This is a genomic window from Pedobacter sp. UYEF25 (assembly GCF_054061655.1).
In genome coordinates this window covers 377,523-390,997 of sequence record NZ_JBSSEL010000001.1, presented here as the reverse complement: position 1 = coordinate 390,997, position 13,475 = coordinate 377,523, and the positions used below count along the sequence as shown (strand labels likewise).

At 37.3% G+C, this 13,475-nt stretch carries 15 protein-coding genes; 10 read left to right on the top strand and 5 right to left on the bottom strand.

The window, feature by feature from the left end:
* Nucleotides 1-80: 80 nt before the first annotated feature.
* The 3 genes from ACVWYG_RS01535 to ACVWYG_RS01525 all read right to left on the bottom strand — a co-directional run bounded on the left by ACVWYG_RS01535 (nucleotide 81) and on the right by ACVWYG_RS01525 (nucleotide 2,323).
* On the bottom strand, nucleotides 81-407 hold the full coding sequence (locus tag ACVWYG_RS01535) for a HesB/IscA family protein (protein WP_457268363.1): 327 nt from the start codon (nucleotides 405-407) through the stop codon (nucleotides 81-83).
* 103 nt (nucleotides 408-510) lie between these two features.
* Nucleotides 511-924, bottom strand: coding sequence for a Fe-S cluster assembly scaffold IscU (gene iscU / locus ACVWYG_RS01530; protein WP_457268362.1), 414 nt, complete (start codon nucleotides 922-924; stop codon nucleotides 511-513).
* A gap of 187 nt (nucleotides 925-1,111) precedes the next feature.
* Entirely contained in the window at nucleotides 1,112-2,323 is a 1,212-nt protein-coding gene (locus ACVWYG_RS01525; RefSeq protein ID WP_457268361.1) for an IscS subfamily cysteine desulfurase, read from the bottom strand.
* Nucleotides 2,324-2,439: 116 nt separating this feature from the next.
* Here ACVWYG_RS01525 and mce point away from each other — a divergent pair, with 116 nt between their 5' ends.
* The 9 genes from mce to ACVWYG_RS01480 all read left to right on the top strand — a co-directional run bounded on the left by mce (nucleotide 2,440) and on the right by ACVWYG_RS01480 (nucleotide 10,474).
* A complete protein-coding gene (mce, locus tag ACVWYG_RS01520) occupies nucleotides 2,440-2,847 on the top strand; it encodes a methylmalonyl-CoA epimerase (protein WP_457268360.1) in 408 nt (135 codons plus the stop codon).
* A 293-nt stretch (nucleotides 2,848-3,140) separates the two neighbouring features.
* Entirely contained in the window at nucleotides 3,141-5,168 is a 2,028-nt protein-coding gene (locus tag ACVWYG_RS01515; RefSeq protein ID WP_457268359.1) for a M3 family metallopeptidase, read from the top strand.
* Nucleotides 5,169-5,339: 171 nt separating this feature from the next.
* Entirely contained in the window at nucleotides 5,340-5,588 is a 249-nt protein-coding gene (locus ACVWYG_RS01510) for a type B 50S ribosomal protein L31 (RefSeq protein WP_457268358.1), read from the top strand.
* Nucleotides 5,589-5,659: 71 nt separating this feature from the next.
* Entirely contained in the window at nucleotides 5,660-6,838 is a 1,179-nt protein-coding gene (locus ACVWYG_RS01505) for a putative sugar nucleotidyl transferase (protein WP_457268357.1), read from the top strand.
* A 78-nt stretch (nucleotides 6,839-6,916) separates the two neighbouring features.
* Nucleotides 6,917-7,678 carry a triose-phosphate isomerase gene (gene tpiA / locus ACVWYG_RS01500; RefSeq protein ID WP_457268356.1) on the top strand — a complete coding sequence of 254 codons (762 nt, stop codon included), beginning with the start codon at nucleotides 6,917-6,919 and terminating at the stop codon, nucleotides 7,676-7,678.
* Nucleotides 7,679-8,521 (top strand): 50S ribosomal protein L11 methyltransferase, encoded by an 843-nt coding sequence (gene prmA, locus ACVWYG_RS01495; RefSeq protein ID WP_457268355.1) that lies wholly within the window; start codon nucleotides 7,679-7,681, stop codon nucleotides 8,519-8,521.
* A 40-nt stretch (nucleotides 8,522-8,561) separates the two neighbouring features.
* Nucleotides 8,562-8,894: a helix-turn-helix domain-containing protein gene (locus ACVWYG_RS01490; RefSeq protein ID WP_457268354.1), complete on the top strand. Its 333-nt coding sequence runs from the start codon at nucleotides 8,562-8,564 to the stop codon at nucleotides 8,892-8,894.
* A 111-nt stretch (nucleotides 8,895-9,005) separates the two neighbouring features.
* Nucleotides 9,006-9,707 carry a CoA transferase subunit A gene (locus ACVWYG_RS01485; RefSeq protein ID WP_457268353.1) on the top strand — a complete coding sequence of 234 codons (702 nt, stop codon included), beginning with the start codon at nucleotides 9,006-9,008 and terminating at the stop codon, nucleotides 9,705-9,707.
* 107 nt (nucleotides 9,708-9,814) lie between these two features.
* Nucleotides 9,815-10,474, top strand: coding sequence for a 3-oxoacid CoA-transferase subunit B (locus ACVWYG_RS01480; RefSeq protein ID WP_457268352.1), 660 nt, complete (start codon nucleotides 9,815-9,817; stop codon nucleotides 10,472-10,474).
* A gap of 26 nt (nucleotides 10,475-10,500) precedes the next feature.
* Here ACVWYG_RS01480 and ACVWYG_RS01475 read toward each other — a convergent pair whose 3' ends face one another.
* Both ACVWYG_RS01475 and ACVWYG_RS01470 read right to left on the bottom strand, forming a co-directional pair.
* Entirely contained in the window at nucleotides 10,501-11,145 is a 645-nt protein-coding gene (locus tag ACVWYG_RS01475; protein WP_457268351.1) for a uridine kinase family protein, read from the bottom strand.
* The gene (locus ACVWYG_RS01470; RefSeq protein ID WP_457268350.1) at nucleotides 11,142-12,659 is read right to left on the bottom strand and encodes a LysM peptidoglycan-binding domain-containing protein; all 1,518 of its coding nucleotides are present in this window, start codon (nucleotides 12,657-12,659) and stop codon (nucleotides 11,142-11,144) included. Before ACVWYG_RS01470 ends, ACVWYG_RS01475 begins: the two co-directional genes overlap by 4 nt.
* A 246-nt stretch (nucleotides 12,660-12,905) precedes the next feature.
* On the opposite strand from ACVWYG_RS01470, the gene ACVWYG_RS01465 reads away from it, so the two are divergent.
* On the top strand, nucleotides 12,906-13,385 hold the full coding sequence (locus ACVWYG_RS01465; protein WP_457268349.1) for a Dps family protein: 480 nt from the start codon (nucleotides 12,906-12,908) through the stop codon (nucleotides 13,383-13,385).
* Nucleotides 13,386-13,475 lie beyond the last annotated feature (90 nt).

Below are 13,475 nucleotides of genomic sequence, written 5' to 3'. Positions count from 1 at the left end.
ATATTAAAATAGTTTTAGATAAAAACTGGCAAAAAAAAAAGCCCCGATAATTCGAAGCTTTTAAAAAGTTTATATTAATCTTAAACTGAAAAACTCTCTCCACAGCCGCAGGTTCTGCTCGCATTCGGATTTATAAAATTAAAGCCCTTTCCAGTTAACCCCTCCGTAAAGTCCAATTCCGTACCTGCTAAATATAAGAAGGATTTCATTTCTAGTGCAATTTTAATTCCTCGATCTTCGAAAAACTGATCGCCTGTTTTGACTTCGTTGTCGAAATCTAGCTTATAAGAAAGGCCAGAACAACCGCCCCCTTTCACAGAAACCCTTATGAAATAGTCCTCGCCCATTGCTGCATCTTGCATCAAATGACTTATTTTTTCTTTCGCTTTATCTGTTATGGTTATCATAATGTCAATGTTTAATAATTAATATCAACTAGTTTGTATCAAGTATCGATCGATCATCAAATTCGAAGAAATTCAAACTTAATACTTATATTTTGCTAATTTTTTAATGGTGACTTTTTTCAGAAACAAATGCTTCTAAACCGTTTTTAGTGCGATAATCGTTAATGGCAGACTTAATTGCATCTTCGGCCAACACTGAGCAATGGATTTTCACTGGTGGTAAAGCCAACTCTTCTACAATGTCCATATTATCGATGGTTAATGCTTCATCAATTGTCTTTCCTTTTAACCATTCTGTGGCCAACGAAGAAGAAGCAATTGCTGATCCACAACCAAAAGTTTTAAATTTAGCATCTGTAATAATGTTATCGGCGCCAACCTCAATTTGCAAGCGCATTACATCGCCACATTCTGGAGCACCAACTAAACCAGTGCCTACATTTTTATCGCTTTTGTCTAATGTTCCCACGTTGCGTGGATTGTTGTAATGATCTATTACTTTTTCTGAATATGCCATGTTTTATTTTTTTAAATCCTTATGCGAAGGTGATTTTTTATTTTTAGATAATAGGGTAATAGGTTGCAAGTTATGGTTTACATTTTACAGCTCATATGGAATGTTTTGGCATCCTGACTGATAACTTTCAACTTTTAACTCTGAACTTTTGAATTTTAACTTTCAAGCCATTAATTCGCTGGGCAGATTAATGTTCTGCCCATTCTATTTTACTTAAATCTATTCCTTCTTTAAACATTTCCCATAATGGAGAAAGTTCTCTTAAATGGTATACAGCTTTCTCCGTAATTGCTATCGCGTGGTCAATATCTTCTTCTGTAGTAAATCTTCCCAAACCATAACGGATTGAAGAATGCGCCAGATCATCAGAAAGACCTAAACTCTTCAATACATAAGACGGTTCTAAAGAAGCAGAGGTGCAAGCAGAACCAGACGAAACGGCCAAATCGCTCATTGCCATCATCAATCCCTCACCTTCTACATATTTGAAAGAAATGTTTGCCACATGCGGTAATCTATGTGCAGTATTTCCATTTACATAGCTTTCTTCCATCTTGTTAAGCGTGCTTTCTAATTTATCGCGTAAATGAGATAAACGTTTAGATTCGCTTTCCATCTCTAGCCTACAAAGCTCACAAGCTTTACCTAAACCAACGATGCCTGGAACGTTCAATGTGCCAGAGCGCATTCCGCGTTCGTGACCGCCACCATCCATTTGAGAAGTAACTTTAACTCTTGGATTTTTCCTACGCACGTAAAGTGCGCCAACACCTTTTGGACCGTACATTTTATGAGCTGTAAAAGCCATTAAATCAATTCCATCTGCATTTACATCCACAGGAATTTTTCCAACGGCCTGTGTGGCATCACTCATAAATAATGCGCCGTGTTTGTGCGCAATGGCAGATATTTCTTTTATAGGCTGAATCACACCGATTTCGTTGTTTCCATACATAATAGAAACCAATATGGTTTCTGGAGTCATCGCAGCTTCTAATTCGACTAGATCTATCAGGCCGTCTTCTTTAACACCAAGGTAGGTAACTCTTGCACCGATTTTTTCTAAGTGCTTGCAAGTATCTAAAACCGCTTTATGCTCTGTAACCGCAGTAATGATGTGATTGCCTTTTTCCTTATACATTTCAAAAACACCCTTAATGGCTAAGTTATCGGCCTCGGTTGCTCCTGAAGTAAAAATAACTTCTTTTTCTGTACAGCCAATTAATTTTGCAACTTGCTCGCGGGCATAATCAACGCCCTCTTCGGCTACCCATCCAAATGCATGATTTCGGCTAGCAGCATTACCAAATTTTTCATTAAAATAAGGTAACATAGCCTCCAACACTCGTGGATCTAAAGGGGTAGTTGCATTATTATCTAAATATATCGGCTGTTTCATTTTGTTCTCTTAATTTTGCAAAACAAAGATACATAAAAAGTTTTCGAACATTAATTATTCATGCCGCTAGGCAAGGCTTAAGCCAGCATTTTTACATTTAACCAACCTTCAAAGTAATGAAAAAAATAGAACACATTGGCATTGCGGTAAACGACTTGGAGCAAGCAATAGATATTTATCAGAAACTGTTTAATGCAGGCTGTTACAAGACAGAACAGGTTGAAAGTGAGCAAGTAAATACCGCTTTCTTTAAAATTGGTGAAAATAAAGTTGAGCTTTTGGAAGCTACATCCCAAGATAGTGCAATAGCAAAATTTTTGGCAAAAAAGGGAGAAGGCGTCCACCACATCGCTTTTGAGGTGGATGATATTTTGGCCGAAATGGAACGCTTACATAACGATGGTTTTGTGTTGCTGAGTGAGTTGCCAAAAAAAGGAGCAGACAATAAAATGATATGCTTCGTACACCCTAAAAGCACCAACGGTGTGTTGATAGAACTTTGCCAAGAGATTAAGTGGGTTTAATCTTTTAAAAGCATCGAACGAATGGACGTTATTCATCTTTAAATTCTGTTGTTCTCCATAACAGTTCGGTACATTGTAACCGTGCTAATTGCTCGCTTTAACGTGGGTTTGTATGCTGGCAAAGTGTTTTTTAGGAGTATTAATCCACTTATTGACCTTAAAGTTTCGTTCCATCATCGTTGGAAAAACATAGATTTTGTTGGTTTTTAGAATGCGAATTTTTACAACCGAAAAGTTTTATAATAGTGTATATTTATTCTGTTTAACACTTAGAAAAATTAAGAATATTAATCATGAAAAAAATTATTTTCTACTTGTCACTGGTCGTTATTGTTGCTGAATCAACGAGCTGTAACAATTCAAAGACTACTAAAAATGCATCTTCGGATGCGTCAGATACCTCTAATGTTTTTGCGAAGCCAAGCAAACTTGCTTTAGAAGCGCCAGACTTCGATAAGATAAAGGACAGCGATTTTGCGCCTGCATTTGACGCTGCCATGAAACAGCAACAGCAAGAAGTAGACGCTGTTAAAAACAATCCTGCAGCACCGACATTCGAGAATACTATTTTAGGTATAGAAAAAAGTGGCCAATATTTAGGTAGAGTAAACAGTGTTTTTGGTTTGTTAACAGGCGCAAATACAAACCCTACACTTCAGAAACTTCAAGAAAACATTGCCCCGAAGCAATCGGCAAATAGTGATGCAATTTATTTAGACAGCAAATTATTTGCACGAGTTAAAGCCGTATATGATGGCAAATCTTCTAGTAAATTGGATGCAGAATCTTTACGCTTGATCGATATTTATTATCAAAGGTTTACTTTAGCTGGCGCCAGCTTATCAGATGGAGATAAAGCAAAATTGAAAACCTTAAATAAGGAAGATGCTACGCTGTCCACTCAGTTTAGCAATAAGTTGTTAGCGGCCGGTAAGGGATTAGATAACACCACGCAACAATCTGCCTTGCAAGATATGTCCAATAGGGGCGAAAGAGAGAAATTATTTAATAAGGCTTGGAACCGTGCAGAAATGAACGATGCCAACGATACCCGAAAGACAATTTCTCGCCTCGCACAAATTCGTGGCGAACAAGCAAAGCTTTTGGGTTTTGCGAATTACGCAGCTTGGAAATTGCAAGATCAAATGGCTAAAACGCCAGAAGCAGTTAACGCTTTCTTAAAAGACCTGGTGCCTGCAGCTACTGCAAAAGCTAAGGCAGAAGAGAAAGACATTCAAAGTCTAATCGACACGCAAAAAGGTGGATTTAAAGTGCAGCCTTGGGATTGGAATTTCTATGCGGAACAGGTTAGAAAAGCTAAATACAACATAGACGAAAAGGAGATTAAACCATATTTTGAGCTAAATACAGTGTTAGAGAAAGGTGTATTTTATGCGGCAAATCAGCTTTATGGTATCACTTTTAAAGAGCGTAAGGATTTACCAGTATATCAAAAAGATGTTCGCGTTTTTGACGTATTTGATAAAGATGGCAGTCAACTTGGACTTTTTTATGGCGATTACTTCAAAAGAGACAATAAAAGTGGTGGCGCTTGGATGGGTAATCTTGTCCCTCAATCTAAATTATTTGGGCATAAACCAGTAATTTATAATGTTTGTAATTTTGCTAAACCTACAAATGGTGAACCCGCATTATTGAGTTTTGATGATGTTATTACCATGTTCCATGAGTTTGGACATGCGCTGCACGGCTTGTTTGGAAATCAACAATATGAAAGTGTTTCGGGTACAAATGTGGCCAGAGATTATGTTGAATTTCCTTCGCAATTTAATGAGCACTGGGCGTCTGATCCAAAAGTGTTAAAAAACTACGCCATTCAGTACAAAACAGAAAAAGCTATGCCACAAGATTTACTAGACAGAATAAAAAAGGCAAGTACTTTTAATGAGGGATATGCTTTTACCGAGGCTTTAGCTGCATCTACACTAGATATGCAATGGTATACGCTGCCGGCAGGTAGTCCGCTGCAAAATGTAAATGAATTTGAAAAGAACGCTTTGGCTAAAACAAATTTAAATTTAAACGCAGTACCGCCGAGATATAGGAGCAGTTACTTCCTACACATTTGGAGCAACGGTTATGGCGCAGGCTATTATGCCTACACTTGGACGTCTATGCTCGAAAACGATGCTTTTTCATGGTTTCAAGAACACGGTGGGTTGACGCGCGAAAATGGTCAGCGGTTTAGAGATATGATCTTATCTAAAGGAAACACAGAAGACTATAATAAAATGTTCTTCGATTTTAGAGGTCATAAACCAGACATCAAGCCGATGTTGAGAAAAAGAGGCTTGCTTTAGGACGGGATTCAATTATTTATTTTTAACAAATCATTGCTTTTTTGGAAATGATTAGGTATATTTGCAACCTCTAAAAATAGAAATATTAATGGAAAGCGTTATAGCCGTTTTTGCCAGCAAATTGCAAAAAAGGTCTTAATTTTTTCACACAAATAACTAAAAGATATTATCATGAAAAAAGATTTGCACCCAACTACTTACAGACCTGTTGTTTTTAAAGACATGTCTAACGAACATGCTTTTTTAACCAAATCTTGTGTAGAAACAAGAGAAACCGTTAAATGGGAAGATGGAAACGAATATCCTTTGTACAAATTGGAGATTTCTAACACTTCTCATCCGTTTTACACTGGTAAAATGAAATTGGTAGATACTGCAGGTCGTATCGATAAGTTTAAAACTCGTTATGCCAAGAAATAATTTCTAGCACTTACAATATTTTTTAAAGTCCGCGTGTTAAAAACAGCGGACTTTTTTTATTTTTGCTGCTTATGACAATCAATTTTTTTGATGACGATAGTTGGGAAACTTTAAATCCTCTCACTTTTACGCGCCCAGTGGCCGATTTGAGAATTGGCATACTTACGATAGCAGAAAAATGGGTTAAGTATTTCAATGCTGAATTTGGTTTTGTTACTGAAAGCTATCTTTCGCATAAATTTTTAAGACATCAGCGAGCAGATACTTTTATAAATGGATCAATTTGTCCCAATCAAGCGCTTTTAGAGGCTGTTGATCAACTTTTGAACGGTGAAGTTTTATTAAAGGGAGATGTAATAATCGCTTACAAGGCAACCTCCTTTAGTCAAGATAATTTTAATCCTAAAACAGACTTAAAGCAAATCCCGTTCGAAAAAGATTTTCTAAAAATCCGCTTTCCTGAAGATATATTTTCAAATAACGCTTCAGAAATTAACGTCGATTTTAAGCTTTTAGCTAAAGGAAGGACTTCTGCTAAGTTAAGCAATACCAACACATTTTTGGGTGAAAATATTTTCGTGGAAGAAGGTGCAACGGCAGAATGTTCGATTTTTAACAGTTTGCAAGGTCCCATCTATTTGGGTAGAAATTCACAAATTTGGGAGCTTAGTGCGGTGCGCGGCTCTTTTGCTTTGTGTGAACATTCGTCGTTAAAAATGGGTACAAAAATATATCCTGGCACTACAGTTGGTCCTCACAGTAGGGTTGGAGGAGAATTGAATAACGCTGTTATTTGGGGTTATTCTTCAAAAGGTCATGAGGGTTATTTAGGGAATGCAGTATTGGGGCAGTGGTGTAATTTGGGTGCCGATACCAATAACTCCAACTTAAAAAATAATTATGCTGATGTGAAACTTTGGGACTATACAACTGAACGTTTTCGAAATACTAACTTGCAATTTTGTGGCCTTATTATGGCAGATCATGCTAAATGCGCAATAGATACAACATTTAACACAGGCACAGTAGTAGGTGTAGCGGCCAACATATTTGGTGCCGGTTTTCCAAGGAATTTTATCCCGGATTTTTCTTGGGGTGGCGCTTCTAAGATAGAAGAATATAGTCTAAGGAAGATGGTAGAGACTGCCGAAAAAGTTTTTAAACGCAGAGCAATGACTTTTGACAACTTGGAAGAAGACATCATGAATCACGTGTTTGAACAGACCAGACGATTTAGGAAATTTAATTAATACTTAACGATAAAATGCTGTAGACTGTTAATCTTCAATGAGGTATCCAACACATTACTACAGCTTAAAACCGATGAAATGAGAAAGAAAATTATTGCAGGCAACTGGAAAATGAATTTAGATTATAATGAAGGCGTTTCTTTGTTTAGTGAGATTGTAAATATGGTTAAAGATGAACGCAAAGGCGATCAGATTGTGGTAATTTGCCCTCCTTATATTCATTTAAATAGTTTAGCGAAGTTGGGTGGTACCGAAGTTAAAATTGGCTCACAAAACATTAGCGACAAAGACAGCGGCGCTTACACGGGTGAAATTTCCGCCAAAATGGTCAAGTCTACTGGTGCCGAATACGTACTTATCGGCCATTCAGAACGGAGAGAATATTTTGCTGAGAGCGATGAATTGCTTGCTACAAAAACTAAGAAAGCGTTAGAAAACGATCTAAAGCCCATATTTTGTATTGGGGAAACATTAGATGAACGCAATAATGGAAGTTATTACGAGGTGTTAAAGAAACAATTATTTCACGGTCTGTTCAGTCTCGCAGAAGTTGATTTTGTTAAAGTCACTATTGCTTACGAGCCAATTTGGGCTATTGGTACCGGACTAACGGCCACCCCAGCGCAAGCACAAGACATCCACGCCTTTATAAGAAGCGAGATTGAAGCCAACTACGGGTTTAATGTGGCGGATGATACCTCCATTTTATACGGCGGAAGTTGTAATCCAAAAAATGCAAATGAACTTTTTTCGCAAAAGGACATTGATGGCGGTTTAATTGGGGGTGCATCTCTTAAATCTAGAGATTTTACAGACATCATAAGTGTATTCAATAGCTAAATGCAGTACATCAAAGTAGTATTTCAATTCGACAAAATCGAAGATTATCAGCAAGATTTGTTTGTCAACGATCTTGCTGATATTGGTTTTGATGCTTTCGAAGAAACGGCAAATGGTTTTATAGCATATGTTATAAAAGATCAGTTTGTATATGAAAAACTAAAAGTGGTTGTTGCTAACTGTGAAACCGACTTTACTACGAGCTATGAAATTGAAGACGTTGCGGAGGAAAACTGGAATTTGGAGTGGGAAAAAAACTTCGAGCCACTTATTATTTATGATGTTTGCTACGTAAGGGCATCATTCCATAAACCACAGCCGTCCTATCCGTATGAGATTATTATAGATCCAAAAATGGCTTTCGGTACTGGGCATCATCAAACTACTACCATGATGATGGAATACATTATAGCTGCGGACATTAAAGATAAGACAATTTTAGATATGGGATGTGGCACAGGAATTTTAGCAATCCTAGCCGCAAAAGTGGGAGCGAAACATTTAACCGCAATTGATTATGATGAGGTTTGTTACGAAAGCACAAAAGAGAATGCCACATTAAACCTCATAACCAACATTACATCCATTTGTGGCGGCAAGGAGGTTATTCCTGAAGGTATTTTTGAGTTAATTTTTGCCAATATCAATCGGAATATTCTTCTAGATCAAATTGCACGTTATGCAGAAGTCTTAGCTAATCATGGTCGAATTTTCTTTAGTGGGTTCTATCTAAATCCAGATTTAGAGATGATAAAGGTGGAGTGTGCGAAGTATGGCCTTAATTTCGTTGACCATAAAAGCCAAGATAAATGGGTAGCAGCTCAGTTCATCAAGGAGGTTTAACCAGCATTAAATATTTTTTCTTGAGTTTTTGAGGTTGTAAATGGGAAAGGAATTAGGAGACATTGGTTCAAAAATTAAAAAGCAAAGGACTAACTTAGGCCTTAGCCAAGCCGCTATGGCTAAATTGTTGACCATTTCTGCGCCTGCTTATTGCAAAATTGAAAGTGGTCAGACTGATTTGAATATTTCTAGATTCATCCAGATTTGCAAAGTCTTAAAGACAGCTCCTGGAGAAATATTTGGCGTCGATAGTCAACAAATAGCGCATAACGACGAACTCAATGCTGCAAAGAGAGAATTGCTGTTGCAGGAGGAAGAACTTAATAAGCTTAGAAAAAAGGTGATAAGTCTTTATGATAAATTAGAGATGTAAATTGTTTCGAGAACTCTTTTGCATCGCATCGGAATTTACTGACCCAGTAGATAAGTTTCCTTTATAACATCATCGCAATTTTGTAATTTAGCCACATAACCAAAGTATCTTATGATAAACAAAGTGGTACAGGATGCCCAAACGGCAACAAAGGATATAGAAAGCGGTTCTACAATAATGCTTGGAGGATTCGGTTTATGCGGCATCCCAGAGAATTGTATAACGGCCTTGGTTAATAGAAAAATCGACAATTTAACGTGTATTTCAAATAATGCGGGGGTAGATGACTTTGGTATTGGCTTGTTGCTGAAACAACGACAAGTAAAAAAGATGATTTCTTCCTATGTTGGAGAAAATGCTGAATTTGAACGGCAACTATTAAGCGGTGAGCTGGAAGTTGAACTCGTTCCGCAAGGAACGTTGGCAACCAGATGCATGGCTGCCGGATATGGTATGCCAGTGATCTACACTCCTGCTGGCGTGGGCACAGAAGTAGCCATTGGTAAAGAAACTAGAACGTTCGATGGTACGGAATATCTAATGGAGTATGCCTTTAAAGCAGATTTTGCCCTTGTAAAAGCGTGGAAAGGAGATACGGCAGGCAATTTAATATTTAGAGGAACGAGCAGAAACTTCAATCCTATTATGGCAATGGCGGGCAAAATTACCATCGCCGAAGTAGAAGAATTGGTAGAGGCGGGTGCGTTGGATCCAGATCAAATTCATACCCCTGGCATCTACGTCCATCGAATCTTTCAAGGCAAAGATTACGAAAAGCGAATTGAGCAGCGCACCACTAGAAAACTTGAATAAGGTTGAGTTAGATTGCGCGCTCCACAAAATATCTAGGATTTTAATTTTGGTGATTTTTGCTAGAACTATTGAACATTCACAAAAACTGTAAAAACGACAAGACGGATATGGCTTTAACCAAAGAACAAATAGCACAGCGCATTGCGATAGAAATTAAAGATGGTTACTATGTAAATTTGGGTATTGGGATTCCAACGTTGGTGGCTAACTATTTACCAAAAGGAATAAATGTGGTTCTACAATCAGAGAATGGATTATTAGGTATGGGGCCATTTCCAATAGATGGAGAAGAGGACGCAGATATGATTAACGCGGGTAAGCAAACCATAACCACTTTGCCCGGCTCATCAGTTTTTGATTCTGCCATGAGTTTTGGAATGATTCGAAGCCAAAAAGTAGATCTAACTATTTTAGGAGCGATGGAAGTTGCAGAAAATGGAGACATTGCAAGTTGGAAAATTCCTGGAAAAATGGTTAAGGGTATGGGCGGCGCGATGGATTTAGTTGCCTCCGCAAAAAACATCATCGTTGCCATGCAACATGTAAATAAAGAGGGGAAAAGCAAACTCTTAGGAACATGTACACTGCCATTAACTGGGGTAAAGTGCATTAAAAAAATAGTAACTGAGCTCGCCGTTTTAGAAATTTTACCGCAAGGCGGATTTCAATTGTTAGAAAGAGCGCCAGGAGTTAGTGTTAACCAAATTAAGGCCGCTACAGCAGGAAAACTGATTATAGATGGGGAAATACCAGAAATGAAATTTTGAAAATATGATGCGTAATTCGCAAAACCTTAGCGTTTAAAAATCTTTTCCTTCAATTCTTTAGAAATGTTTTCAGTAATTGAAATAATTTCATCAGCACTGTCTGTATTATTCATAATTAACTTATCGCAGGTCGGCTTATATGGAAGCAAAAACTGTTTATAAGCTGGTACCACGTGGTTGTTCCACTTATAAAGTACATCTGCTTCTGGATATCCGCGCTCTAAACCATCTCTTCTAACACGACGTTGAAGCGCAACTTCTTCATCTGCGTGAATAAAAATCTGTTGATCTATAAGTGAGGCAATTTCCTTAAAATGAAGAATAAACAACCCTTCCACGATGATGATCGGGGCAGATTTAATCTCAAGAATTTTTACTACAGCAAGCGGATTGTTAAAGTTGTACTCTTTCTTGTACACAACTCCACCGCCCATTAACTGCTTTATATCTGTTAAAAATTGTTGACTATCAATGGTGCTCGGAAGATCAAAATTATATAACATGTTCTCTTCTTGGCTCATCTCCCCTGCAGGGATGTAGTAATCATCCTGAGAAACCAAGGTCACTTCGTCTTGTTTAAAATGATGAAGAAATGCATTTAAAAAAAATGTTTTTCCAGAACCACTTCCGCCCGCTATTCCTACTATAAAGGGTTTTTCTTTTAAACTCATTGAGCACTATACATTAAGTCACACAAAAATCGCTTGTCTAGAGCCCCGAGCGAATCTGCTACCGCTTTAGTCATCACGATGATTACATCTTTCGTAGATTCATTTTCTGTAAACTTTCCTACCACTTTTGCAAAAGTAGAAATATTAGTCATAGGATTTGTAATTTTTATCACCGTACCGATTGGTGCGGAGCGATGAAGAACCAACATTTTAGAACCATCTAAATCTTGGTCTGCAATCCAAACGCCAGTGCCTTTCTCTTCCACTTGATTTAGACCATACACACTTGGATCTCTCCTCAACTTTGGGTCTTTTAAGGTTAAACTATCTGGGTGTTCTTTTTGGTCTTCAATAGATGCTTGATTGACCGATTGTGGCTCTGGAGGTTTCGGTATGATGATTTTTTGTCCAATAACAAGGTCATTGTTTTTTATGTTATTTGTATTTTTAATCTGGTATGTGGTCAGATTAAACTTCTTAGAAATGCTATAAATATCATCTCCACTGGCAACAACATATTCAAACGAGCTCAATGCTGATGGATCATCTGGAACCACTTTAGCAACTTTATTTTCGACAGGTATTACTTCGTCAACTTCAATATTCGACGGAATTTTAATTAACTGCCCAATTTGCAGGTTATTATCGTCGAGGTTGTTTGCTTTTCTGATTTGATAGGCCGTAACGCCAAATTTCTTAGCTAACGTAAAAATATTTTCACCTGCTAGTACCTTGTGAGTGCCTGCTACTTCTTTCTCAGCGGTATCTTGTCCGCCAACAGCGTCTGCGATATTATCTATACTTTTATCATCTATAACCTTGGTCACTGGAATCTTAAGCTTTTGCCCAATCTGTAGATGGCTACTGCTCAAATTGTTGAGTTTCTTAATGTCTTCTACCGTAGTTCCATAATTGTCCGCTATTTTATTTAAAAATTCCCTAGGCTTAACAATGTGCACTGAACCATCTTGCACTGAATTGTTATCAGCCATGGAAGTTGTTGGCGAAGTTGCAACTTCTTGGGGGGCGGCGGCGTCACCCAGGATTCTCGCTTTATCTGTAAGAGGTATTTTAATTATTTGTCCTATACTTAAAGTAGTTTTAGATAGGCCATTTATCTCTTTGAGGTTATCTATCGTAGTGCCGTATTTCTCGGCTAAAAAGTTTAAATTGTCTTTCGGTGCGATCGTGTAGGTAAAATAAGCTGAGTTTGCAACACTGTTGTTTGCATTTTTGTCCATGCTATTAAACGGTATCTTTGTCGGTACTCTGATGATGGTTCCAACCTTTAAAAACTTATTGTCGTTATAAACTAGTACATCTTTTGGGGAAACATTAAATCTCCTAGCAATAGAATAGTAAGTCTCTTTTACCGAAGCTTGATAAATAATTACTTTTAAACCGTTAATATTTTCTACGCCAATAGAATCTGCGGACGATTTTGCGTTAACAATTTGGAAATTTAAGGCGCTAATAAGGAATAGAATAACGGCAGATAAATATACTTTTTGCATCTATTTTATTTGGATTTTCTGATCACTGTTGGCAATTATACGAATAATAGTTGAGGCACTTTGGGCACAAGTGTCAATTTAATTTGTTTAAAACAATTATCAATGAACTTAATAATCTGTTTTTGTTTCTTGCCCTGTTATTGTTAGTAAACGGTCATACATTTAACGTATTGCTTAATGTGGTCATTTCAGTGAAACTTTATGGTTGCTTCTCGGTTAAATAGGTAGTAATAAATACAATAAAATATGAACGCGAAAGAAATTAGTTTAGAGGAGAATAAGATTAAACCGGTAGTGGATATGTTAAATGACTATTTAGCAAATTATCAAGTGCATTATCAAAAGTTGAGGGGTTGCCACTGGAATGTAAAAGGGCAAAACTTCTTTACGTTACATATAAAATTTGAAGAGCTATACACTAATGCCCAGGTCACTATAGACGAGATAGCTGAACGCGTGTTGACACTCGGTAAACCACCACATAGTACTTTCAGCGATTATATTTCTGAGGCTTCTATTAAAGAAAGCAAAACAATAGGCATGAAGGATCTGGAAATGGTTGACGTGTTATTGGACGACATGTCGAACTTGATAGAACTAGAACGAAATCTACTTGAGGAAACAGCCAAAGTCGGAGACGATGGAACTAACGACATGGTAAACAGATTTATGCAATTTAAGGAAAAGAACACTTGGATGCTGCGTTCTTTTGCCGGGAAAAAATAATTATTAATTAACTTTAACTGCCACAATAATTTTTGGTTTCGATGAACTGAATTTATTGTGGCTTTTTTAAATCTATTCAATCTCAAAAAA